This window comes from Chryseobacterium pennae (assembly GCF_003385515.1).
GTDB classification, from domain to species: Bacteria; Bacteroidota; Bacteroidia; order Flavobacteriales; family Weeksellaceae; genus Chryseobacterium; species Chryseobacterium pennae.
Genome location: NZ_QNVT01000039.1, coordinates 15,214 through 40,872 on the forward strand (window position 1 = coordinate 15,214; position 25,659 = coordinate 40,872).

20 protein-coding genes are annotated in these 25,659 nt (G+C 35.8%); 8 read left to right on the plus strand and 12 right to left on the minus strand.

Annotated elements, in window-relative coordinates; genetic code table 11:
• Window positions 1–34: 34 nt before the first annotated feature.
• The 3 genes from DRF65_RS26200 to DRF65_RS26210 all read right to left on the minus strand — a co-directional run bounded on the left by DRF65_RS26200 (window position 35) and on the right by DRF65_RS26210 (window position 5,413).
• A complete protein-coding gene (locus DRF65_RS26200; protein ID WP_115973655.1) occupies window positions 35–3,220 on the minus strand; it encodes an efflux RND transporter permease subunit in 3,186 nt (1,061 codons plus the stop codon).
• Window positions 3,221–3,258: 38 nt separating this feature from the next.
• Complete coding sequence (locus tag DRF65_RS26205) at window positions 3,259–4,419, minus strand: efflux RND transporter periplasmic adaptor subunit (RefSeq protein ID WP_115973656.1); 1,161 nt, start codon at window positions 4,417–4,419, stop codon at window positions 3,259–3,261.
• A 370-nt stretch (window positions 4,420–4,789) separates the two neighbouring features.
• Window positions 4,790–5,413, minus strand: a complete 624-nt coding sequence (locus DRF65_RS26210) for a TetR/AcrR family transcriptional regulator (RefSeq protein ID WP_228438960.1) — start codon at window positions 5,411–5,413, stop codon at window positions 4,790–4,792.
• A gap of 263 nt (window positions 5,414–5,676) precedes the next feature.
• Between DRF65_RS26210 and DRF65_RS26215 the strand changes: the two genes are divergently transcribed.
• Window positions 5,677–6,231, plus strand: a complete 555-nt coding sequence (locus tag DRF65_RS26215) for a thioredoxin family protein (protein WP_115973658.1) — start codon at window positions 5,677–5,679, stop codon at window positions 6,229–6,231.
• Between the two features lie 158 nt (window positions 6,232–6,389).
• Here the strand turns inward: DRF65_RS26215 and DRF65_RS26220 are convergent, their stop codons facing one another.
• Window positions 6,390–7,253, minus strand: a complete 864-nt coding sequence (locus tag DRF65_RS26220; RefSeq protein WP_115973659.1) for an AraC family transcriptional regulator — start codon at window positions 7,251–7,253, stop codon at window positions 6,390–6,392.
• 123 nt (window positions 7,254–7,376) lie between these two features.
• Between DRF65_RS26220 and DRF65_RS26225 the strand changes: the two genes are divergently transcribed.
• Genes DRF65_RS26225 through DRF65_RS26235 form a run of 3 tightly spaced genes read left to right on the plus strand, consistent with a single transcriptional unit; the run spans window position 7,377 to window position 12,548 of the window.
• Window positions 7,377–8,606, plus strand: a complete 1,230-nt coding sequence (locus DRF65_RS26225; RefSeq protein ID WP_115973660.1) for an MFS transporter — start codon at window positions 7,377–7,379, stop codon at window positions 8,604–8,606.
• A complete protein-coding gene (locus DRF65_RS26230; protein ID WP_115973661.1) occupies window positions 8,606–10,087 on the plus strand; it encodes a trehalase family glycosidase in 1,482 nt (493 codons plus the stop codon). Before DRF65_RS26225 ends, DRF65_RS26230 begins: the two co-directional genes overlap by 1 nt.
• 22 nt (window positions 10,088–10,109) lie before the next feature.
• Window positions 10,110–12,548 carry a TonB-dependent receptor gene (locus DRF65_RS26235; RefSeq protein WP_115973662.1) on the plus strand — a complete coding sequence of 813 codons (2,439 nt, stop codon included), beginning with the start codon at window positions 10,110–10,112 and terminating at the stop codon, window positions 12,546–12,548.
• A gap of 34 nt (window positions 12,549–12,582) precedes the next feature.
• Here the strand turns inward: DRF65_RS26235 and DRF65_RS26240 are convergent, their stop codons facing one another.
• Window positions 12,583–13,323: a hypothetical protein gene (locus DRF65_RS26240; RefSeq protein WP_115973663.1), complete on the minus strand. Its 741-nt coding sequence runs from the start codon at window positions 13,321–13,323 to the stop codon at window positions 12,583–12,585.
• Between the two features lie 141 nt (window positions 13,324–13,464).
• On the minus strand, window positions 13,465–14,103 hold the full coding sequence (locus DRF65_RS26245) for an MBL fold metallo-hydrolase (protein ID WP_115973664.1): 639 nt from the start codon (window positions 14,101–14,103) through the stop codon (window positions 13,465–13,467).
• Window positions 14,104–14,173: 70 nt separating this feature from the next.
• Here DRF65_RS26245 and DRF65_RS26250 point away from each other — a divergent pair, with 70 nt between their 5' ends.
• Both DRF65_RS26250 and DRF65_RS26255 read left to right on the plus strand, forming a co-directional pair.
• Window positions 14,174–15,388: a type IX secretion system plug protein gene (locus DRF65_RS26250; protein WP_115973665.1), complete on the plus strand. Its 1,215-nt coding sequence runs from the start codon at window positions 14,174–14,176 to the stop codon at window positions 15,386–15,388.
• 539 nt (window positions 15,389–15,927) lie between these two features.
• Window positions 15,928–17,676: a M4 family metallopeptidase gene (locus DRF65_RS26255; protein WP_228438962.1), complete on the plus strand. Its 1,749-nt coding sequence runs from the start codon at window positions 15,928–15,930 to the stop codon at window positions 17,674–17,676.
• 73 nt (window positions 17,677–17,749) lie between these two features.
• Here DRF65_RS26255 and hemH read toward each other — a convergent pair whose 3' ends face one another.
• From hemH to DRF65_RS26270, 3 genes are read right to left on the minus strand one after another with little or no spacing between them, the layout of a single operon-like run.
• Window positions 17,750–18,784, minus strand: coding sequence for a ferrochelatase (gene hemH, locus DRF65_RS26260; RefSeq protein ID WP_115973667.1), 1,035 nt, complete (start codon window positions 18,782–18,784; stop codon window positions 17,750–17,752).
• Between the two features lie 5 nt (window positions 18,785–18,789).
• On the minus strand, window positions 18,790–19,326 hold the full coding sequence (locus tag DRF65_RS26265) for an NADPH-dependent FMN reductase (protein WP_115973668.1): 537 nt from the start codon (window positions 19,324–19,326) through the stop codon (window positions 18,790–18,792).
• Between the two features lie 9 nt (window positions 19,327–19,335).
• Window positions 19,336–20,214, minus strand: a complete 879-nt coding sequence (locus DRF65_RS26270; RefSeq protein ID WP_115973669.1) for a NifU family protein — start codon at window positions 20,212–20,214, stop codon at window positions 19,336–19,338.
• Window positions 20,215–20,380: 166 nt separating this feature from the next.
• On the opposite strand from DRF65_RS26270, the gene DRF65_RS26275 reads away from it, so the two are divergent.
• Window positions 20,381–20,917, plus strand: a complete 537-nt coding sequence (locus DRF65_RS26275) for a gamma carbonic anhydrase family protein (protein WP_115973670.1) — start codon at window positions 20,381–20,383, stop codon at window positions 20,915–20,917.
• A gap of 107 nt (window positions 20,918–21,024) precedes the next feature.
• On the opposite strand, the gene DRF65_RS26280 is transcribed toward DRF65_RS26275, so the two are convergent.
• Entirely contained in the window at window positions 21,025–21,477 is a 453-nt protein-coding gene (locus DRF65_RS26280) for a hypothetical protein (protein WP_115973671.1), read from the minus strand.
• An 82-nt stretch (window positions 21,478–21,559) separates the two neighbouring features.
• On the opposite strand from DRF65_RS26280, the gene DRF65_RS26285 reads away from it, so the two are divergent.
• Window positions 21,560–23,686: a helix-turn-helix domain-containing protein gene (locus DRF65_RS26285; protein ID WP_115973672.1), complete on the plus strand. Its 2,127-nt coding sequence runs from the start codon at window positions 21,560–21,562 to the stop codon at window positions 23,684–23,686.
• A 41-nt stretch (window positions 23,687–23,727) separates the two neighbouring features.
• Here DRF65_RS26285 and DRF65_RS26290 read toward each other — a convergent pair whose 3' ends face one another.
• The gene (locus DRF65_RS26290) at window positions 23,728–24,576 is read right to left on the minus strand and encodes a M12 family metallopeptidase (protein WP_115973673.1); all 849 of its coding nucleotides are present in this window, start codon (window positions 24,574–24,576) and stop codon (window positions 23,728–23,730) included.
• Window positions 24,577–24,736: 160 nt separating this feature from the next.
• Window positions 24,737–25,468 carry a hypothetical protein gene (locus DRF65_RS26295; protein WP_115973674.1) on the minus strand — a complete coding sequence of 244 codons (732 nt, stop codon included), beginning with the start codon at window positions 25,466–25,468 and terminating at the stop codon, window positions 24,737–24,739.
• Window positions 25,469–25,659: the final 191 nt, after the last annotated feature.

Below are 25,659 nucleotides of genomic sequence, written 5' to 3' on the forward strand. Positions count from 1 at the left end.
TTTTGTGCCTTTTGTGGTTTATAAATCCCTATTTTTAATTAATAGTTGAAGCTAAAAGTTCTTCTTCCATCTGTTTTTTCTGAAGTCTTTTCTTTTTTCTGCTTGGCATTTTTTCATGCAGATATTGGAAGACAACATACATCACCGGGATAATGAAAATTCCGAATACCACTCCTGTAAGCATTCCACCTACGGTACTGTATCCAATAGAGTGGTTTCCTTTTGCAGAAGCTCCCTGCGTCCAAACTAATGGTAGCATCCCCACAATAAAGGCAAAAGAAGTCATCAGGATTGGTCTTAAACGTAATCTTGAAGCCTGAAGTGCCGATTCAATCAGTGATCTTCCTGCTTTTCTTCTTTGTACGGCAAATTCTACAATAAGGATGGCATTTTTTGCCAATAATCCGACCAGCATGATTAGCCCAACCTGAACGTAGATATTGTTATCAATTCCTGCCAGTCCTGTGAAAGCAAATACCCCGAATATTCCGGTTGGAATGGTTAAGATAATGGCAAACGGAAGAATATAACTTTCGTATTGAGCGGCTAACAGGAAGTACACAAATAAGATACTTAATAAGAAAATGAAAGTTGTTTGTCCTCCTGTTTTGATCTCTTCACGGGTAATTCCGGTCCATTCATATCCATAACCTCTCGGAAGAGATTGTTTGGCCACTTCTTCTACAGCTTTGATGGCATCTCCGGTACTGTATCCAGGTTTCGGAGTTCCATTAATGGTTACTGCGTTGAAAAGGTTGTTTCTGGTTACGGTTTCCGGTCCAAAGGTTCTTTTTAAGGTTACCAGTGTTTTAGCAGGAACCATTTCTCCCAATTTATTTTTCACGTAGATTCCTTCCAAAGAATTAATATCTGTACGATAAGGAATATCTGCCTGAGCCATTACCCTGTAATATTTTCCGAATCTGTTGAAATCCGAAACAAAGCTACTTCCATAATAGATCTGCATCGTCTGCATTAATTCTGTTATAGAAACTCCTAATTGATTGGCTTTGTCTGTATCTACATCAATGGTGTATTGTGGATTTCCGGCTGCATAAGTTGTAAATGCAAAGGCAATTTCCGGACGTTTCATCAGTTCACCAATGAACTGCTGCGTTGTTGTTCCCAATTGTTCAAAAGAACCGTTGGTTTTATCCTGCAACATAAATTCAAAACCGGAAACGTTACCAAATCCCTGAATCGTAGGGAAATTGAAGAAGAAAGCATTGGCATCTTTTACCTGGCTTACTTTTCCTGTTAATGCAGCAGCAATCTGATCCGGATCTTTCATTTCTCCACGTTGATCATAATCTTTAAGTTTGATAAAACCTGCAGAATAAGGAGAAGCGTTGGCGTTACTGATAAAGTTCATCCCATCGGCTACCCAAAGGTGATTCGTAGCTTTTTCTCCATTAATGATTTTATCAATCTGTTCAGTCGCTCTGTGAGTTCTTTCCAGTGAACTTCCCGGAGGAGTATTCACAGCATAAAGAACAAATCCCTGGTCTTCCGTTGGTATAAACCCTGACGGTGCTTTTTTGATCATGAAAATACTGGCCGCAGTAATTAAAACAAGACCTCCGATGGAAACCCATTTGTTTTTAATTAAAAATTTAAGGCTGTAAATATATTTTTTGGTCATATTGTTGAAGCTTGCATTGAATGCATTGAAAAATCTTGCTCCAAACCCTTTTTTGTGACCATGCTCACCATGTTCTCCCTGAGGATCATTTAAAAACATTGCACATAAAGCTGGGCTTAATGTCAATGCATTGACTGCTGAGATCAGGATCGCAATTACTAACGTGAAAGCGAATTGTCTGTAGAAAACTCCTGCAGGTCCCTGCATAAATCCTACCGGAATAAATACTGCACACATCACCAACGTAATGGAAATAATAGCTCCGGAAATTTCGCTCATAGAGTTTACAGTTGCCTGCTCAACTTGCATTCCTGTATGTTCCATTTTAGAATGGACGGCTTCTACCACTACAATGGCATCATCTACTACAATACCGATGGCGAGTACCAATGCGAATAATGTAAGCATGTTGATACTGAACCCAAATAACTGTAGGAAGAAGAATGTTCCGATAATGGCTACCGGTACCGCAATGGCCGGAATTAAAGTAGATCTGAAATCCTGAAGGAAAATAAATACTACAATAAATACCAAAACAAATGCAATCACTAATGTTTCAACCACCTGGTGAATAGATGCATCAAGGAAATCCTTAGAATTATACATAATAATCGGTTTCACTCCTTTAGGCAGGGTCGTACTGAACTGATCTACCTGTTTTTCAATCTCAGTCAGTATCTCATTGGCATTAGAGCCGGCAGTTTGTAAAATGGCAAATCCGGCAACAGGTTTTCCATCTACTCTGTTTGTAGCGGTATAGGTATAAGAACCAAATTCTACTCTTGCAACATCTTTTAATCTTAAGAATGAACCATCACTATTTGCTTTAATAGCAATGCTTTCGTAATCTTCGCCTTTGTTTAGCTTTCCTTTATATTTAAGGATATATTCATAAGTTTCCTTACTTCCTTGCCCTAAACGTCCTGGAGCGGCTTCAAGGTTATGATCTTTGATGGCATTCAGAACTTCCTGTGGAGAAAGGTTGTTAGCAGCTAATCGATCCGGTTTTAGCCAGATTCTCATGGAATAGTCTCTTGTTCCGAAAACCTGAGCCTGGGCAACCCCGGGAATACGCTGAATCTGTGGAATTACATTGATTTTAAGATAGTTTTGTAAAAAGAGTTCATCATATTGTTTCGGATCATCACTGGATAATCCCATAAACATGATCATACTGTTCTGAACTTTCTGAGTAGAAATTCCGGCTTGTATCACTTCCTGAGGAAGCTGACTCATCGCTTTTGATACCCGGTTCTGAACGTTTACAGCGGCATTATCTGGATCAGATCCCTGCTTAAAGAAAACGCTCAGCGTCATCGTTCCGTCATTACTGGAGTTGGAAGTCATATAAGTCATGTTTTCCACTCCGTTTACAGCTTCCTCAATAGGAGTTGCTACAGAACGCGCTACAACTTCAGCATTTGCTCCCGGATAAAAAGCTGTTACCTGAACACTTGGTGGTGCTATATCCGGAAACAGGGCAATGGGCAAATTAAAGAGAGACAAGGCTCCCAATAATAAGAGTATTATGGAGATGACCGTTGAAAGTACCGGTCTTTCTATAAATTGTTTTAACATAAGAAGTTTATTTTTTTAAGTCTTCCGTTTCAGAATAATTACAAAGGTTTTACTCTCAGTAAACTGTCTGAGGAAATAGCTTTAGGTCTAACAGAAGCACCATCTTTTAAGTTTCCGATTCCGGTGTAGACAATTTTTTCTCCCGGTGAAAGCCCTTCAGAGATAAAGTAATAACTGTCTGTTTTTCCTGATATTTTTATAGGTTTTCCTGTTACCTTTTGATCTTTGCCCATTACATAGACATACGTTTTATCCTGAATTTCGAAAGTAGATTCCTGAGGAATTACCACTGCATTTGAAATCAGTTGTGGCATACGTACTCTTCCTGTATTCCCAGTTCTCAAAGACCCGTTAGTATTAGGGAAAACAGCACGTACACTGATGGCTCCTGTTGTTTTATCGAACTGTCCGTCTACAATACTCAGTCTTCCTTTTTCAGGATAGGTACTGTTGTCTGCAATAACCAAATCTACCATTGGCATATTTTTCAGCTTTTCTTCCAAACTGGCTCCCGGATATTTATTCTGAAAAGCAATAAAATCAAGTTCACTTAGAGAGAAATAGGCGTAAATTTCACTGATATCTGATAATAAAGTCAATGGATTAGGATCAGTTCTTGAGATCAGACTTCCTTTTTTGAAAGGGATTCTTCCTATATATCCGCTTACCGGTGCTGTAATGGTTGTAAATCCTATATTTATTTTTGCACTTCCAACAGAGGCTCTGGCTTGTGATGCGGCCGCAACAGCTGCTTCATAATTAGCTTTTGCTGTTTTAAGCTGTACATCAGAAACCACTTTTGCAGCAACCAATGGCTGAAGTCTGTCAACTTCTACTTTTGCCTTTTGTATATTGGCATTGGCAGCCTGAAGATTGGCCTGAGCCATATTCATCTGCTCGCCATAACTTCTTGAATCTATTTTAAATAAAGGCTGTCCGGCTCTTACATAAGCGCCTTCCTCTACATAAATTCTATCAAGATATCCATCAACCTGTGATCTGATTTCCACATTATTTTTCCCTTCTAAAGCAGTTGGGAATTCCTGATATGTGGTAGCAGGAGAGGTGATAACGGTATAAACCGGAAGTTCTGGAGCTGGTGGGGCAGTATTGGATCCTTCCGCAGCCTTGGTGCAGCTCTGTAAAAGAATTATACTTGAAATAAGTACAATAAACCTTGTTTTTCCAGGTATGTTCATTGTTAATTTAATTTTTTAATAAAGTGTTAGATTGAAGTAATGTTTTCTTTTTAATAAATGCTGTTTTTTTTCCTAACAGTGTTAATAATTTGTTCAAAAAAAAATTACAGAATTTTTAATGTCTGATGAGATCGATTGTTTCCATAATTGAAAATGTTTTTAATGTATTTAAGTATATAAAGAGTGAGGTGTAATGTGTGTTAATTTTGCTAACGGTGTTAATTTTAAAAGAAAAAATAGGTACCTTTAACAACTGAATAAAGTAGAGTTTTACATAAATAGTTTTTTAATTGTATTAGGAATCAACTGTGAATGATATTAATTCAGTGTTAATTTTCCTAACGGTGTTAATTTCTAGTCCAAAAAAATATTATAAAGACTTAATAAAGGACGAAACTGTTTCATCCAAAGTCGATTTATTCATAGTAGACGGAATATCTCCTGTACGCATCATCATAATAGAAATCATTCCATGAACCGCTGAAAATAAGGCATGAGACATATGACATGCATTATCTGTATTTGACCCGTTTTTCTCAATAATGTTATAAGTACATTCGTAAATAAGCTCCTGGAATGAAGAAAATTCTTTTTTCATCTGTCCTTTTCCACAACATTGCATTCCCAGACCAAACATAAGTTGGTAATATTCCTTATTATTAAAAGCAAAGGCCCAATAGGCATCTACAAGAGCTACAAGTTGCTCTTCCGGAGTGCTATATTGTTGTTGTGCTTTTAGTAATTCTATGTGTAATTTATGGAAGCCATCTAAAGAAATTTCAAATAAAATAGCATCCTTATTTTCGAAATAATCATACACCACCGGTGCGCTGTATTCAATAGCGTCTGCTATTTTACGCATGGAAAGTGATGCCCAGCCCTCAGACTTAGCCAAAGTGAATGCCGCCTGCAAAATACTTGCACGGATGGATTCTTTTTCTCTTTGACGACGTTCATGTAAGCCCATGATATTCTTTTCTAACAGTGTTAGCAAAACTACAAACTTTTAAGGGTATCTTCCAAACATTATTTTGATTTTCATGGAAAAAGAAAGAATTTAAAATAGGCTGGAAGTTGGAAGAGTGGGTACTGGAAGTAGTTTAAGTGTGTAATTTTGAAATTATTGTAAAAATTAATAAAAAATATAGCTTTACTCGATAAATATATTGGGAAAAATAACTTCCGTGCTCCAGGCACCATCTTCCTTACCATATAACCAAAGAAATTTCTATCTTTGTGAAACTAAAGAAAAAGGATATGAATACTCCCTCAAATATGTTGGCATTAGGTACAAAAGCTCCGTTTTTTGAGCTTCCAAACCCGTCAAAAACGAATGAACTTCAGTCTTTAGAAGAGCTGAAAGGAGAAAAAGGAACACTGGTGATCTTCATGTGCAACCATTGTCCGTTTGTTCTTCACGCAATTGATAAAATCAATGAATTGTATGAAGATTACAATGAAAAAGGAATTGAATTCATCGCAATCAATGCTAATAATGTTGAAAAATATCCAGATGATTCTCCTGAAAAAATGATTGAATTCCAAATCGAAAGAAATTTTGATTTCCCTTATTTATTTGATGAGAGCCAGACTATTGCCAGAGCTTACGATGCTGCATGTACTCCTGATTTCTATTTCTTTGATGATAAATTAGATCTTGTATACAGAGGTCAGATGGATGATTCAAGACCAGGGAACAATAAAGATATTACCGGAGAAGATCTTATCATAGCTTTTGAAAATCTTTTAGCTGGAGAAGCACAGGAAGAAATTCAGAGACCTAGTATGGGATGTAATATTAAATGGAAATAGTTCCTGTTTTAGGTTCTTATTTGTAATAATATAGGGCTGTTCTTTTTTAGAGCAGCTTTTTTGTTTTCCATATATTATTCTCGCAGATTGAGTACATAACATTGATTTTTTCTTATCCACAAACATCTGCAAAATTGGCGGGATCTGCGATAAATTGATCACACACTGACTTTATTATGAGCATAATTCTTAATAAATTCTGAAGGGGTCTTTCCTGTATATTTTTTAAACATCCTGTTGAAATAAGTTACATTATTAAAACCACAACTGTAACTGCATTCTGAAATAGATTTATCCTGAGCCATCAGCAGGCAGGCTTTATTGATCCGATAACGGTTCACAAATTCTGTAAAAGTGATCTGGGTTGCTTTTTTAAAGAAATTACAAAAAGCAGGTAAGGTAAGATTAGCTAGTTTTGCTACATCTTCAATATTAATTTCCTTATCGTAATGATGTTCTACATAAGTGAAGATATTTTCAAGGCGTGTTTTATTCTTTGAAATAATGGTATAAGGCATGATTTCTTTATTCAAAAGGTCATAATCTTTGCACTTGGACAGTTCAAAAAGAATTTCCAGAAGCAGCAAATATCTTTTATAACCTTCCGATTCAAGTATAAGTCTGAGCTTCGGAAGCATGGCTTTTTTTACTTTATGATGAAAATGAATACCATATTTTGAAAGTTCCAATAAATTTTTGATGGATCTTGCTTCTACTTCCTGTTGGGGAAACTGGAGAATTTCCTCCTTGAACTGAAGTACAATTTCTTCATGTGGATCAATAGAATTCAAGCCAAATCCTGAATGTGGAATATTAGAACCAATCAGAACGAGATCTCCATGGGTATAATTGCTTTTATGATAGCCAACGTGACGGGTTCCACTCCCAGAAATAACACATACCAGTTCAATTTCGGGATGATAATGGTATTCCCATTTGAATTCCGAAATAGGGGAGTTATTATGAATCGTGCGGAACGAGCTTTTTTCATTGGGAATTACTCTTTCGAAAGTAACTTTCATTTAATTAATCATATTTAATCACTAAAAATACTAATTATATTAATATTGTTCAAATATTGATTTATTGTGTTAAATTATTGTGAACAGAAATGCTTCTATCTTAGCCGCAAAGAAATAACCTGAATGAAAAACATCAACATCAAGGCGGTTTTGTTTTTGAACTATTTTGTTTTCGCAATTCTTCTGAATTCTGTGGGAACTGTTATTTTGCAGGTTCAGCAAAATTTTGGAATTTCAAAATCATCTGCGAGTGTATTGGAAGGATTTAAAGATCTTCCGATTGCGATCTGTTCATTCATTCTTGCTTCATTTCTTCCTAAAATCGGGATTAAGAATTCTATGCTGATTGCATTGTTTTTGGTGAGTGGAATGTGTTTTGTGATGCCATTTATCAATGAATTTTGGGTATTCAAAGTATTATTTGCCATTGTAGGAGTTTCTTTTGCACTTATTAAAATTTCTGTTTTTACCTCTATAGGTTTGGTAACTGAAACGGATAAGGAGCATTCAAGTTTTATGGGGTTTCTGGAAGGCTTTTTTATGATTGGAGTACTGGCAGGAAATGTTTTATTCAGTTTATATATTGATGATCATAATCCAAAATCTACCCATTGGTTGAATGTGTATTGGGTATTAGGAATACTCTCATCTCTGTCATTTTTATTTTTATTCTTTTCAAAACTGAATGAAAAAGAGGCGACAAGTGAGAAAACGGACCTATTAGGTGACTTAAAAAATAGTGTAAGCTTATTCAGTTATAAAAAAGTACTGTTCTTTTTACTATGTGCATTCCTTTTTGTATTGGTAGAGCAGAGTTTCCAGACATGGACCCCCACTTTTTATAAAGAAATTTTAAAAGTTCCAACGTCTATGAGTATTCAGGCAGGAGCAGTTTTGGCAGGAGCTTTTGCGTTGGGAAGGTTTTTATCCGGTTTCTTTTCCAGAAAAATCAGCTGGATTTATGTGGTATCATTCTGCGTTATTGGTTTTGCGGTAAGTTTAATTTTAGTGCTTCCATTAACTCATAATACTCATATTGATGCAGGTACAAACTGGCTGAATGCCCCACTTGTTGTGTATTTATTTCCATTAATGGGAGGATTACTGGCTCCGATTTATCCGAGTATCAATTCAGTGATTCTGGCTTCTATTCCCAAATATTTACACAGTGCAATGTCTGGTTTAATCGTAGTTTTTTCAGCAATTGGAGGAACAATAGGTTCAATTATTACAGGCTTTGTATTTCAGGAATTCAGTGGGCAGCAGGCATTTTACCTGTCCCTGATTCCACTTTCTTTGTTGATAACTTCAGCAATTTTCATGAATAAATTAAAAATTAATCCTAAAAAATAATGAGTAATCAGCTTTATATCAAAGAAATCCAGGTACTTTTTGATGCCGTACAGAAGTCGAAAATTTTTGAAGATCAAAAAATGATGACCGATGCAGTTCCTTTATTTCCGATTGCAGAGATCAATGCAAAATATGAGCAGGAGAAAAATTCTACAGGCTTTGATCTGAAGAATTTTGTGATGACTCATTTTGATTTTCTAGGGGCTAAAGTGTCTGTTCGAAGAGAAGATCATCTTCCCATTCAGCAGCATATAGAAAAGCTTTGGGATGAATTAACACGCACAGCTTACGAAGAAAAAGGAACACTTTTAAAATTACCAAAACCTTATATCGTTCCCGGTGGACGTTTCAACGAATTTTTTTATTGGGACAGCTATTTTATTATGCTTGGGTTACAGGTTTCCGGCAGAGTGGAAATGATGGAGAATATTGTTGAGAACTGTTCTTATCTGATACAAAATGTTGGTTTTGTTCCCAATGCGAGCAGGACTCATTTCTTGAGCCGCTCGCAGCCACCTTACTTTTCTTTGATGCTGCAACTGGTTGCGGAGACAAAGAATGATGAAACTATTTATTCAAAATATCACGATACTTTAGAGAAGGAATATGCTTTCTGGATGAGTGGGGAAGAGGAAGTAGAAAGTAATACAGGAATCAAAAGAGTAGTGAAAACTCAGGATGGAGATATTTTAAATAGATATTATGATGCTGAAAATGAACCTCGTCCTGAAAGTTATCTGATTGATATTGAAGATCAGGAGAGTGCTTCAGGAGAAGAGTTTTACAGAAATATAAGAAGCGCCTGTGAATCCGGCTGGGATTTTTCCAGCAGATGGCTTGCAGACGGAGAACATATTCAGACTATAGAAACATTGAACCTTGCTCAGGTAGATTTAAATTGTCTTTTATGGCATTTAGAGACCACATTGGCAACATCATCAGCGCTTCAGAATCTGAAAGACAAAGAAAATTATTTTACTGAAAGAGCAGCAAAGCGAAGACATATGATTAATAAATACTTCTGGGATGAAAGCACGAAGATTTACAGAGACTATCATATTAAAAAAAACACAAAAACATCGTCTGAACATATTGCTGCTCTTTACCCTTTATTCCTGGGACTTGCAGATCAGAAGCAGGCAGAAGCAGTGGCAGAAACTATTTTTGAAAAGTTTTTATACCCGGGAGGATTGGTTACTACGACTAAAAAAACAGGGCAGCAGTGGGACTTACCTAATGCCTGGGCTCCTTATCAATGGCTTGGCTTTAAGGCAATGAAAAATTATGGATTTAATGAAACGGCTGAGCAGATAAAAAATAACTGGTGTTCGAATGTGGAAAGAGTGTATCAGAACACCGGAAAATTGATGGAAAAATACAATGCATTAGATACGGAAACAATAGCAGGAGGCGGGGAATACCCCAATCAGGACGGATTCGGTTGGACGAATGGAGTGTATTTAAAACTACAACAAAACTGAAACTAACAATAAAAATAAGGCTATGAAAAAAAAATCAATCTTTTTAATCGCCGCAACTGCTGTATTGTATTTCAATAAAGCATATGCACAGGAAACTCCACAGGATTCTGTAAAAGTTTCTTCTATCGATCAGGTTGTGATTACAGGGAATTCCAATCCCAAGAAAAAAATAGAATCCAGTACCGCTATTTCAACATTTAGTGCCAAAGAAATTCAAAAACAGAATCCGATCAGTGCCGCAGCTTTGCTACAGAGAGTCCCGGGGTTTGCAGTGGAAACTTCAGGTGGGGAAGTGGGAAATAACCTTTTTGCAAGAGGTATTCCTTCCGCAGGAGCTTATGAATTTGTGCAGGTGCAGGAAGATGGTCTTCCGGTTTTTGAAGATGGAGCCCTTCAATTCGCTAATGCTGATAATTTTTTCCGTGTAGATAATTCCGTAAGCAGATTAGAAGCTTTGAGAGGAGGTTCCGGATCTATTTATGCCAATAATTCTCCGGGAGGACTTATCAACTTTATTACGAGAGAAGGAACCAATGATTTTAGAGGAACTGCTAAGTTAGAAACCAGTACTTATGGTCTTATCCGTACAGATCTTAATATTGGCGGAGCTTTGGTGAAAGATAAATTATTCTTTAATATCGGCGGTTTCTACAGGTCGGATGACGGAATCAGAAAAACAGGATTCAAAGCGAATAATGGCGGACAGATCAGGATGAACCTGAAGTATGTTTTTGATAAAGGCTATGTGAAAGTATATTATAAAAAACTGGATGACAGAAATACCTTCTTCCTTCCGATTCCTCTGACGCAGGATGGAGATAAATTAAAAGGGTTCAATGGTTTTGATCCTAATTATGGAACTTACAGCTACAGAGCGATAAGTCAATTGAATATTCCACAAGCCGGAGGTGGTTTCTTCAGCAGAAATCTGGAAGATGGAATTCATCCGAAAGTAGATGTATTGGGTGCTGAGTTTAAATATGACCTGGGCGGAAATTTCAGCGTTATCAATAAAACAAGATATACCAATATTGATATGAACTATACAGGGATTTTCCCTGCCGGAGCACCCAAAAATGCTGCTAAGTTTGCCCAAGACCTGGGAATGACCAATTATCAGTATTCATTGGTAAGCAGTGGAGCAGTGGTTAATCCTGACTATGTACAGAAGCTTGGTTTCTGGGCTATTGATAAACAGATGAATAATTTTGTAAATGACTTACAGTTCAATTATAAATTTGATAAAGGAAATGTAACTGCCGGATTTTATAAATCAAACTGGAAATCCCATCAATACTGGAACTGGAGTAATATACTGACTACTGCTACAGACAGACCTGAACTTTTGAACTTGGTAGACCCGTCCCTTAGCCCAAGCAGTACTGGATATTCTAAGACCTATAATGGTGTTACGGATATGTCTACTTTACTTAGGGATTCACAGATTCAGGGAAGTCTGAATGATCTTTATTTAAATGTAGATTATAACGTAACTGATGCATTAAGTTTTAATGGAGGGATCCGTTACAGTCGTGATTATTATAGAGGATATAAAGTAAATACCACTACGGCCAATCTTAATAATTCCGGTTTAACGGTTGATGGAACTCATGGTTTTAATACTACAACAGCAGATGATAACATGAATGTTCTGGGAAATCAGTTTACCTATTGGTATTATGATATTAACAAAGTCTCCTATACATTGGCTTCCAATTATAAGATCAATCGTGAAAATGCGGTATATGCCCGTTTTTCCCACGGTTTCAGATCTCCGAATGAAGAAGCATACTATAATAATATAGGAAGACTGGATCTTGTAAAACCCGTATTAACGAACCAATTGGAAGTGGGATATAAGTACTATTCGCGTACTTTTGATATCGCAGTGATTCCTTTTTATTCTGCGCTTAAAAATCTTTCGTTTACGGATGTCTATTCAGACGGAACCTCAGAGAATAAATTTGCCAATACGACCAATCTTGGGGTAGAAATTGAAGGTTATGCCAGATTATTCAACAATATTTTTGAAGTTACTTTCAATGGGACCATTCAGAATCCTAAGTATAAGGATTTTACAGGAAGAAATGCTGACGGCAGTACTTTCAACTATGATGGAAATGTAGTAAGAAGAATTCCTAAGTTCTATTTCAATATTGCTCCTGCGGTAAATATTACCAAAGAATGGAGAGCGTATGTAAGTATGAATTATTATGGAAAACGTTTTCAGGATGAAGGGAATACAGATGATAATATTCTGCCTTCATTCACAGAATTTGGAGCAGGAATGTCTTATCAGTTGGGAAAAATCCGTTTTGCTGTAGACGGAACCAATATCTTTAATACGATCGGTATTACAGAGGGGGATCCAAGATCTCAGACCGTATCAGGATCTAATATCAGAATGGCAAGACCTATTATGGGAGCAGCTGCAAGAGCTTCAATCACTTTAGATTTCTAAACTCTATTTCTTTATAACACGAAACCGTCAGGGCTTAGTCCTGACGGTTTTTATTTTTTATTTCTCGGAATATTCCTCTCTCTGAAAAATCTTTATTTCTAATTTTATTCTTAGAAGTTAAAGTTACGTGTCTTATTTTTTCAATAGAATTGGTTCTGGAATTTAAAGTTACATCATCAACAATTATTTTTCCGATGTTATCATTTTTATCTGATAAAAGATATATTTCCCCTTTTTTTACTTTTAATTCATCGAGATGTATTCCGTTCATACTTTCAACATCGTTTAAATTATAAAAGAATAAGCTATCTTTTGTTTCTTTAAATTTTTCAAAAACATATCTTTCTAGTCCTCTCTCATGTTCCGAGTATCCTTTATACTGATATGTTCGAGTTGTTAATTTGATACCATTTTCGGACGAAATATTTACTTTCATCGGTTTGAAAATTGGAATACTTTTGTAATAAGGATCTCCGCAAGTACCATAGCACTCGTGAGTTATTCCTTCGATGTTATTTTGATTTGGAATTTGTGATAAATGATAAATAGGTAGAATATTTTCTACTTCAACCTGAAAATGTTTTGTTGAATCCAAGATTATAAAACCACTACGGTTTGAATCACGGCCTCCCCATGCATTAAAATAATAGATGACATTTGAAGTTCCTTCAATCTTTTGTTTATATAATTGATCGATTCTCCATTCTGTTATTCCAAAACCACAACTGCAGAGAATAATAAGTGATAATATTAAACCAAATATTTTAAAATTCATTTTTATTAGATTGTTGGAAAATATTAGCCTTTCCTATTGTTGACTTTCGAATTTTTAGGATAAGCAACCTGTAATGATTGTTTGATCTCTAAAGCCAGGGAAACTTAAAAATCAAATCTGTAACCCGAGAATTTTATTTTTTTACTTCAAAAACGGATTATACTGTTTCTCAAAACCAATTGATGTAGGATTTCCATGACCTGAGAAGACCTGTGTTTCAGGATCCAGTACGAAAAGTTTTGTTTTAATCCCATCAATCAGTTGCTCATAGTTTCCTTTGTAAAGATCTGTTCTGCCGATACTGCCTTCAAAAAGCACATCGCCGGAGATCATGAATTTTTGATTTTCGTTATGATAAACCACACTTCCCGGTGAATGTCCCGGAACATGGTAAATTTTAAATTTTTCACCGTCCAGATCAAGTTCGTCTCCTTCGTTAACGTATACAATGTCTACTTTTACAGGATCTACAGGGAATCCGAATCTCAATCCGCTTGCCTGAAGCATATCAAGAACCTCCTGATCTTCCTGATGCATATTTACCGGAACTTTAAAGGTGTCAAATGCCCATTGAAGCCCTAAAACATGATCAATATGTGCATGCGTTAAAAGAATTTTCTGAATGTTCAGCTCTTTTTCTTTGATGAAGTTGTCAATAGCCTGAGTTTCCTGCTCATTCATATTTCCTGGATCAATGAGCCAGGCATTTTTGTTTTCGTTATAAAGGATGTATGTATTCTCACTTGCGAAGTTGCATACGAAGCCCTGAATCTGAAGCATAATCTTAATATTTTGACTCAAAAATACGATATTATTAAGAAAATGGCTATTTTTCGTTATCTTCGTCATAATGAAAACTTTGCGAATACTCTTACTTTCCTTAGGTGGGCTGGTGTATGGACAGAATATCCAAAGCATCCAGTTATTTAATCCACAGACGAATGATGAAACACCGGTCATTAAGTTCGGTGAACAATTGGTGTTGAGTTTTGATGATCTTACCAATGGTAGCGAGATCTACCGGTATACCATCAAACATTATGACAGAAACTGGAATGATGATAATCTGTTTTTTACGGAGTTTGCCAATGGAACTATGAATGCACTTTTGGATAAGTTTCAGTATTCATTCAATACACTGCAGGCCTATACCCATTATAAGCTGACTTTTCCCAATGATAAAATTCAACCGAAAATATCAGGAAACTTTGAATTGATCGTTTATAAAGACTCTGCAGATAAACCTCTTTTCAAGAGACGTTTTTATCTGGTGGAAGATGTGGCGACCTTGGGAGTTAAAGTTTCGAGAATAGCAGATGCCAAGAATCCGAATATCAATCAGAGATTAGAAATACAGGCTTTACCGAAAGCGGGTGATCTTTCTTCCAATGTCAACTCAATGAGTTTGAATGTGATGCAGAACAATAACCCGAATATGACCATTTCCAATCTGAAGCCAAGTTCTGTTTTGGGGAATCAACTGCTTTTCCAGCAGATGAATCTTGCTTTTCCGGGAGATAATGAATTTTATTATTTCGATAATAAAAATATGACTGTTGCTGCCGATATGGTTCGTGCGGTAGAAGTAAAGGATGATACGAATCAGACCTATTTACATCCGGTATGGGCATTTCCTTTAAATTATCAATATCAACCCGACGTAAACGGGGCTTGGTATTACAGAAGAAATGATCTGGGAAGAGAAAGAGATGCTGAAAGAGAAGCAGATTATTCATGGGTGCATTTTTATCTTGAATCTGACCCTGTAGATAAAGATATCTACATTCTGGGTGGGTTTAATGGTTTTAAACCAAGTAAAGAAAATCAGATGCAGTATGATGCTGCAACTAAACAATACGTAGCTAAATTATTTCTGAAGCAAGGGTTTTACAACTATATTTTAGCCACAAAGCAAGGAGAGGCACCATTGGATTTTGGTGAAGTGAACGGTAATTTCTGGCAGACAGAAAACCTTTATCAGGCGTTCCTTTATTTTGCTCCCTTTGGCAGAAACTATGATGGGTTAATGGGGTATGGTGAATTCAGGACTCCTGTTAGAAAATAGAATTGTAAATTTATTATAGAAATATAAAAGGCTGTCTCTGTAGAGATAGCCTTAATTTTTTAATTACTCTTCCCTATTTTGATAAATTTCATACAATAAAATGTTTTGCATAGTGAAAATATTAATTCTTAAATTATTGATTTTTTTTAAATTAATTCATGAAAATTTTCATAATAATAAAAATTATTTTTAATTATTTCTCTTTGTTTTAAAATCATTATTATGGTTTGTTTAATGATTTATATTTTCAATTGAATTTCCTGTAAATTATATATCATTTTATTGTGAAAAGTTTATACCTTGGTTTTCACATTTAACAAAATAATATTAGGAAAGCAAAATTTATTTTAGCAGTAAGCGTTGCAGCATGCTCTTTCGTTTTTGGACAAAACACCCCATCAAAAGTTGTTCCTGGTAAAAGTGGATTACATTCAGAACTTATAAGATTTGATAAAAACGGACCCGCCTTTCAGGGAAGTCCTGTTTTATATGATGAAACATCTGAGAGACTTTCCCCAGGGCAGGCTCGTAAATTAGGAATTGAAACAGATAAATTAGGCTTTGAAACCCATCGGTTCCAACAGACCGTTAATGACATTCCGGTAGAATATGGAATGATGTCTGTACAGACAAAAGATGGTAAAATTGTAGGACAATCCGGGAAATGGGTTCTTAAAGTTTCACAGGGAATAGAAAAAAAATCGAATATTTCTGAAAATATAGCCTTACAGAATGCTTTGGCTTTTGTAGGTGCAGACCAATACAAATGGCAAAATAAAGAAGACGAAGAATTCATTAAAAAAGAACTCAAAGATGATAATGCAAGTTTTGCTCCTAAGGGTGAACTTGTATATTATTCTGAACCTACAGATGAAAAGCTAAGAGACCTGAAACTTGCTTATAAGTTTGATATTTATGCTGAAAAACCATTGAGCAGACAATATGTATTTGTAGATGCCAAGAATGGAAAAGTTCTGGGAACAGATGCAATTATCCATGAAATAAACACGCCGGGAACCGCTACTACCGTGTACAGTGGAAGCAGAAATGTAACTACTGATTCCTATGGCGGGAGCTACAGGCTGAGAGAAACAGGAAGAAATGGCGGAACAGCTGTGGAAACCTATAACCTGAAAAAGACAACTAACTTCGCATCAGCTGTAGATTTTACAGATACTGATAATGCATGGAATAATGTAAATACAAATAAGGATCAATATGCTGCCGATGCCCATTGGGGAGCTGAAATGACCTTGGATTACTACTTTACAAAATTCGGAAGAAAAAGTATAGACAACAATCACTTTGCTATAAAGTCTTATGTTCATTACGGCAATAATATTTTCAATGCCTATTGGGATGGAGCGAGAATGCTTTACGGAGATGGAAGCTCTACAACGAATGGTGGAAAACCTTTAACTGCTATTGATGTTTGTGGCCATGAAATTACCCACGGAATGACTTCCAAAACAGCGAATCTTGTGTATCAAAGAGAACCGGGAGCACTTAATGAAGGTTTTTCTGATATTTTTGGAAACACAATAGAGCGCTGGGCCAGACCTACCCAGGCAAGCTGGACGCTTGGAGAAGATTTCAGTTATGTGATCCGTGATATGGCAAATCCTAATGCTTACCGTCAGCCGGATACCTATAAAGGAACCTATTGGAAAGATGCTTCCACTACAGGATGTGCAGTACCTTCACAAACGACCAATGATTATTGTGGCGTTCATACCAATTCAGGAGTGCTTAATTTCTGGTATTACTTATTGGTAACAGGAGGAACAGGAACCAACGATAATGGTTTTGCCTATAATGTTTCCGGAATAGGGCTGGATAAGGCAGGAGCTATTGCTTACAGAACACTGACTACTTACCTTATTTCTACTTCCACTTATGCCAATACAAGAACCTATTCTTTACAGGCTGCAGCTGACCTATATGGTGCAGGAAGTAATGAAGTAATACAGGTTACCAATGCCTGGAATGCAGTAGGAGTGGGCGGAGGAACTTCTCCGGCAGGACTTATTGCAGCAGCAGTCAACGAGTCTCCTTACGCCATCAGCCCAAATCCGGCAACAGACAGATTTACTGTAGTGTTTAATGGAAAAGCTGGTAAAGGAACTGTAGAATTGGTTAATTTAACGGGAAGAAGAGAACTTTCTGAAAAAGTTAATCTTACTGATGGTGCAAATAGAGTAGAAATACAGCTGCCATCCAATATGCTTCCTGGTGTTTATATTGTAACCGTGAACGGACAGAAAGCCGGAAATCTTATCAAAAAATAAACTTTAGTATATTTCAAGAGAAAGGCCACAGAAATTTTTCTGCGGCCTTTTTTTTATATTTCATTTCAATGATCTATACCAGGTAGAAATCATTCAGTTTTTCTTCACAAAGCGTTTTTACCACTTCTATCCATCGGTCTTCATCATTCAGGCACGGAATATAGTGGAAATTTTCACCACCGCCATGCATGAATTGTTCTTTTCCTTCTTCAGAAATCTCTTCCAGAGTTTCAAGACAGTCTGAAACAAACGCAGGACAAACCACAGCAAGGTTTTTAACACCCTTTTTAGGAATTGTTTCCAGTGTTTTATCTGTATAAGGCTCAATCCATTTGTCTTTTCCTAATCTTGACTGGAAAGAAACAATGGTTTTTTCCTTTGGAAGTCCCATCTTAGCAATCACAGCCTCAGTGGTTTTATAGCATTGGTGTCTGTAGCAATAAGCATTGTGGGTGTCTACCTGGCTGTTGATACAGTTGGCATCATCTATTTTACAGGTATTGGAGGGATCCGTTTTGTATAGATGTCTTTCCGGAACCCCATGATAAGAAAACTGAAGGGCATCAAAATTCTCAGGAAGTTTTTCCTTGATACTTTCAGCCAGACAGTTGATGTAAATATCCCTGTTATAAAAAGGTTGAATATAATTGATTTTTACCTCTGGAAATTTCTTCTTTCTTACCTCTTCTGCTTTTTCAATAACAGTTTCCGTAGTACTCATTGCATATTGCGGATATAGAGGGAAAAGAACAATTTCAGAAATACCTTGATCCACAAGTTTCTGAATTCCGGTTTCAATACTGGGTTCTGCATATCTCATCCCGATTTCCACCGGAACATCTACCAGCTTTTGAAGTTTTTTCTGAATCTTTTCAGTAATAACAATTAAAGGAGAACCTTCATCCGTCCATACTGTTTTATAGGCTTCAGCAGATTGGGCTGGTCTTGTTTTCAGGATAATACCCTGCACAAGAAGAGCACGAAAGATCCAACGGTAATCGATTACTCTTTCATCCATCAAAAATTCATCAAGATATTCCTTTACATCATTTACAGCCGTAGATCTGGGCGATCCGAGGTTAACCAGTAAAATTCCTTTTTTATTCAATTTGTTTATTTTAATGATGATACAGACTTTTCAAAATCCGTTACCAATTCTAATACTTTAGCAAAGATATTGTTTTCAACTGAGCCATCAGGCTCCAGTTTACCCTTTATTCCTTTTATTAAAAGCTGATGTTTATCATCAGTTTTCGCTCCCAATGTGTTTAAAAGCAACAACAATTCTTCATGACCTTTCTCTCCACTGGCAGAACCCGTAACAAATGCAACAGGTTTGTCAGAAAAAACATTCGTGGAAACACACCATTCTAATACATTTTTTAATCTGCTCGGAATACTGAAAATATATTCCGGGGTAGAAATAATAACCCCTGCAGAATGATCAATATATTCTCTGATCTTTACAATTTCCTCAGGAGTGTCAACATCAGTTAATGCCGTGTCAAAATGAGGAAGAACAGAAAGATCATCATACATCTGAAAATGGATGTCGGGAAGCTTTTCCATTATCTGTTCCATCAGTTTCTGATTACTGGAACTCTTTGTTGCACTTCCAATAATGATCAGAATTTTTTTAGAAGCGGTCATAATGATGAATTATCCGTTTACAGCTTCCACTCTTTCTACAAGATCCGGAACGAATTGTTTTAAAATATTTTCAATTCCATTCTTCAAGGTAGCCGTAGAGCTTGGGCATCCTGAACAAGCTCCCTGTAAAAGCATTTTAGCTGTTTTGGTAGATTGATCATATTCCATTAAAGAAATTTTACCACCATCATTCTCTACAGCCGGAGCTACATATTCATTTAAAATATCAGAAATTTTCTGCTCATCATCTGTATAATCTCTGTTGATGATTTTTTCTACCGGGTTTTCATGCTTCTGAGGTTCAATATTTGAAATTTCACCACCATTCTGAAGGTAATCAGCAATAAGAGCACGTACAGTGATCATTACCTCATGCCATTCCACAGAGTTATCTCTGGTAACTGCTACAAAGTTATCAGAAATAAAAACCTCTTTAGCAAAATCAAATTCCTTAAAGATGGCAGCGGCCAAAGGAACTTCAGATGCTGCTTCTCTTGATTTTATCTCTATAAAACCTTCCATAAGCAATTTGTTGGAAACAAATTTCATTACATTCGGGTTAGGGGTCATCTCAGAATAGATCTGATACATTTCTTTTTTCTTCTGAAGATAAATTCTCGGATTGGCCAGTAATTCATCTTCAATCACATTTTTCAGACTTTCAGCTACATGTTCCCATTCAATCGTATCCTGTTTTGCTACTGCTACAAAATTAGCGGTGATAAAAACTCTTTCCACAAAAGGATAATTGAAAAGCTCCTGTGCTAAAGGGATTTCTGAAACATCTGAATTTCTGTCTAACTCCAAAGACCCTGGAATCAAGTTGTAATCTGCAACAAATTTCATCACTTTTGGGTTTTCAGTTGGTTCTATAAGTACGGTACGCATTTTTTCGTTAAATTTGAGATACAAAAATACGCATTAGAAGTTAGAAGCTGTAAACTGGAAGTTAGATTTTTGCTATCACTGTAATTTAGAAGTTAGATGCTGAAAATAAATAGATAGGAAATACTGACTTTCAATAGGCTTATTTTCAAATTTTCAAATTAAAACTATGGCACTTGTAAAAGAACTTTTAGGGAAAATACCACAGATCGGAGAGAATACGTTTTTAGCTGAAACAGCTACCATTATTGGCGATGTTACCATGGGGAAAGACTGCAGTGTTTGGTATAATGCAGTGATCAGAGGTGATGTCCATTATATCAAAATGGGAGATAAGGTAAATGTTCAGGACAATGCAATGCTGCACTGTACCTATCAGAAACATCCACTGAATATTGGAAATAATGTTTCCATTGGACATAATGCTATTGTTCACGGATGTACAATTAAAGATAATGTACTGATCGGAATGGGAGCTATTGTGATGGATGCCTGCCTCGTTGAGGAGAATTCAATTGTAGGAGCAGGTTCTGTAGTTACTCAGGGAACCCATATTAAATCCGGAGAAGTCTGGGGTGGGGTTCCTGCCAAAAAGATCAAGGACATCAACGCTCAGCTATTGGAAGGTGAGGTGAACAGAATTGCAGATAACTATGTGAAATATTCATCATGGTATAAGGAGAATGTGAAAGATTACGAATTGTAGAATTCGGGATTTCAATTAACATATAAACAACAAAAGCTCTGTCTTCCGACGGAGCTTTGTATATCAAGCCTTTGTAGTGATTTGATATAGAACCTTTGCTTTATTTTTTATTGTGGATCAGGTGTAATCAATCTTGCCTCTCCCTTGATGCATTTAACCGAGGTTGGGGGCATAATCATTATACAATCAGATGTAATATTATATTTTTCGTTAAAAATCCTTGCCTTATCCGTATACTCATTGATTCTTGGCAAAATTGAAGTTTCAATTTTTTTAGGATAAGCGATATATTGCTGAGGCCCACCGCAGGATTTTACGCCCATGGGAGCAAACGTCCAGTCGCTGGCATTTGTACAATTTTCCCCTTTGGCTTCAGCTTCAATAGAAGCTTTTAATCTATCTATCTGTGCCTGATCATACTTTTGGCTTTCTTCATCTACTGGCCGATTGGCAATATCTATAGGAAGATTGGTATCAAGGTTTTTTGTCGTATTACAGCAAACTAAAGTTAGTATAGTACATAATACTATTACAGGAATAGGAAGGAAATTTTTTTTCACAATAGACTTTTTTCTTTTTAAGAATTTTCAAAACTTATGCCAAGGTAAGAAAATCAAATTCATTTCCGTATTTTTGACAACGATGAACAATCATTTTTTTGACTTAATAGAGTACACGAACAGAAGTGTTTTTCTGACCGGAAAAGCAGGAACAGGAAAAACAACATTTCTTAACGATTTAGTAAGACGAACAAAGAAAAAGCATATTGTAATTGCGCCTACGGGAATTGCTGCAATTAATGCGGGTGGGGTAACCATCCACTCCATGTTTGGATTACCCCTGAGAACTTTTCTGCCTACGACAGAAAGGATAGATACCAGTTTGGCTAATAATATAGCTGATCTGATGCCCCATTTCAAATACCGAAAAGATAAGCTGAAGCTTTTAAGAGAGGTTGAGATCATTATTATTGATGAGGTTTCCATGCTAAGGGCAGATGTGCTGGATATGATGGATTTTTCTTTACGATTTATCAGAAGAAATAATCAACGGTTTGGTGGGGTACAGATGCTGTTTATAGGGGATTTGTTTCAGCTTCCGCCGGTGGTGAGAGATGAACATATTCTGAAAATGTATTATGATTCCCCATTCTTTTTTGACAGTCATGCTATTAAAGATATTCCGATTGTTACCATTGAACTTACAAAAGTTTACAGACAGTCTGATCAGGGATTTCTGGACATACTGAATGCTATCCGTGATGGTGATGTAGCCAATATAGATTTTAATCAGCTTAATCAGAGATATGATCCGGATTTTGATATGGGTAAGGAATCTTACGTTTATCTGTGTTCTCATAATAAAATGGCTGACGAGATCAATCAGGAGAAGCTGAAAGAAATAAAAGTTGACGCCAAAACTTATGAAGCAAAGCTGGTGGGGGATTTCAAGGAAAATCAATTTCCCAATGAACAGTTTTTGGAACTGAAAATAGGCGCTCAGATCATGTTTATCAGAAATGATATTTCCGGAGAAAAGAAATACTTCAATGGAAAACTTGGTGAGATCATCGGGTTGGATGAAGATGAAATTCGGGTTGTGCTGGATGAAAGTGAAAGAGAAATCACGGTAAAAAAAGAAACCTGGGAACAGAAAAAATATTTCTTGGATACTGATAAAACGATCAAGGAAGAAGTCTTGGGAAGTTTTGAGCAGTTTCCGATCAAATTAGCATGGGCCGTTACCATTCATAAAAGCCAGGGGCTTACGTTCGATAAAGTGATCATTGACGCCGGAAAAAGTTTTACAGCAGGTCAGGTTTATGTAGCCTTATCACGTTGCAGAACACTGGAGGGAATTGTTTTGAAATCAAAAATTACTCCTGAAGTTATTTTTAAAGATAACAGAATTCTGCAATTTCACAGCAATACAGTTGCTAACGATCATATAGATGCTATTTTGAATCAGGAAAAGTACGATTACAGTATCAGAAAAGTTCTTCGTACGATTGATTGTCAGTGGTTTTTAAATGAAGTAGAGGAGTGGAATAAGCTTTCTTCCGTTACTAAAAATATAGATCGTGTTAAAGCTAATCAGCTGTATCTTCAGTTGAAACACGAAGCAACTAATCTTGGGAAAATCTTTGAAAAACTGGAGCGTGTTATCTTTCAAAAGGTGAATAATTTCATTGAAAAGAAAGAAGAATGGACTGAAATTGAAAGTAAGTCAAAAGGAGCCGTTAATTTCTTCTTTACTGAATCCAGAAATAAAATTTTCGATCCATTAAAAGAATTTTATGCAGAAATCAAGGGTGCGAAAGGATTGAAGCAATACAATGAAGAAGTGAAAAGCTGGCTTGAAGATATTGAAGAATATCTGAACAGTTTAAAAGATATTCATCTTCTTGAAACAAGACTTCTGGATGAAAAGAATGATAAGGAAGTCAGCATGAAAATCGCTAAAGTTCCTTCACAGGTTTTAACTTTCCAACTTTTTGAACAGGGAAAGACCATTGGAGAAATTGCATTGGAAAGAGGACTGGTAAAAGAAACGGTTATCGGTCATCTTGCTAAGTTTGCTGAGCAGGGATTGCTGGATATTTCAAGAGTCATTACTTCAGATAAAATTAAGGCTTTTGAAGATGAATTTTATAAAAATCCACATGAGACTTTAACAGAATGGAAGAATGCCTTACCAAGTCATTTTGAATTTAATGAGATCAGGATCCTGATTAATCATTACAACTATAAAAAAGAAAAGAATTCCTAGGAATTCTTTTCTTTTTTATGATTTATGCAGAGCTTTAAAGTTTAAGGGTACATTGCATTAATAGTATTGATATCCCCGGTTGTGAATCCTGTCCTATTGTAAGTGAAGTTGGTATTATTGGCTCTTTTAATAGTAGGCTGTCCGTTTTTAGAATAAGAATTTGGCCAATACATCATCACAGAATTGATATTGAAAGGTCCTATATCTGTTCCGGAAGTATATTTATTGAAATTATAAGCTTGCCCATCCTGAATATTGCCCCATTGAATGCTTACATACTGATCTCTGTCCTGACGGGAATGTTCGTGATAAAGTCCTACGGTATGCCCCATTTCATGAATGACCGATCCCACCGAAATGTACTGATCCAGAGAAACAGTCTGCTTACCACCCTGATATCCGATATGAGCCCATCCATCTGATCCGTTTGAACTTCCGAAGATAAATTCTACATAATTGGATTGGTTGGTACGCAGAACCCAGCGGGTATTTGTCTTGGAATTATATTCATTAACTGCAGTGTTGATTTTATTCACATTAATAGATCCCATATTACCTGCAATGGTATAATAAATGGTACGGTTGGGCCATCTGTACAAGCTGGCACCTCCTTTATTGGCTGTGCTTTCTTCTGTCAGCTGTTGATCGGAAAGAACAATGTCTCCCTGGAAAAAATTCATTCCATTTTTTCTTTCATAGGTAATTTCCTGACCTCCTAACTGTCCTTTTTTAAGATGGGAAACCTCCAGTGCTGCGGTTTGGGTTTCGCTCGCGATTTCGTCATTATTTTTGCTACAAGAGGATAATGTGGCAACGATTACAATGCCGATAAGGAAAGTTCTTTTTGTAAATACTTTCTGGAAAAACAAGTCGTTGATTTTTTTGTTCATGATAAAGATTTTTTTCAAATTGTTATACTAATATAATGATATTTCTCTTTATTATGAATTAAATATATTGAAATGTTTATATTGGTGATGGGTTTGTAATTTCGTAAGGAGTGTGATGAGTTTATTTTAGTAGTGTTGATAGTATAAGGATAATTTGTAATTAAAAGTTTTGATAATATTGATAATGAAAATGCTGAGCATAATGAAGGTAATAAGAATTTGTTATCAGGTGATCCATTTCATTAACAAGTGCATTCATCTTTTTTATCCGGTCAGTTTTTTCTTGTCCTGCAGTCTCAAAATCAATTTTATTTTCTTCTTCAATTATTTGTCTCAAAGATTGTATATAAAGTCTTTTTTGTTTTGAAATATCATAACGATCCTGGCTATTCACTTTTTCCTGATCAAGTGAAAACAGAAAAATTAAATATTCAGCATATGCAGGAATTCTTTTTTCTTGATGACCAAAATAGGTGCCTCCGTACGCAATATGGCCAAATATTGAATTGATATTAGAAAAAATACGGATAAATGTCCCGCGTTGTTCTTTATATTTTTCAATCCCATTTCTCTGTTTTAAAAAATAGGTATATAATGTATAGTAATAATCCTGTCCTGCTTCACTTCCGAATTCAGCATTATTACCAAAACAGAAATAAAATTTGTCTGGATTTTCAGGGAAATCATAAAAAAACTCAGGATGCTTATCAATTAATTCATTGAAATTCTTTTTACTATACTTGAAATTATCACCTGTTTCTGTAGTAATCCTTACCGTATCTAATTTTGTATAGTATTTTGAATTAGCACTCCTTTTAGAAGTGTCTGGATTTTTAGGATTACAGCAGATTAAAGATCCTAAAGAAAGCAGAATAAGAAATATTTTTTTCATAGAACAGTTTATATCCAAATGATAACCATAAGTATTTCTAATTCTTCCATGAGTTTATAAGTTATTAATTACTCAAATATACAAAAGGAATTAAGTTGTTCTAAAATTTAATTACATATACAAAATCACATGAGTAAAAATTAAATTCCAATAGTTTTTCCCTGAACTTATCAATAGATCCTATTAATTAC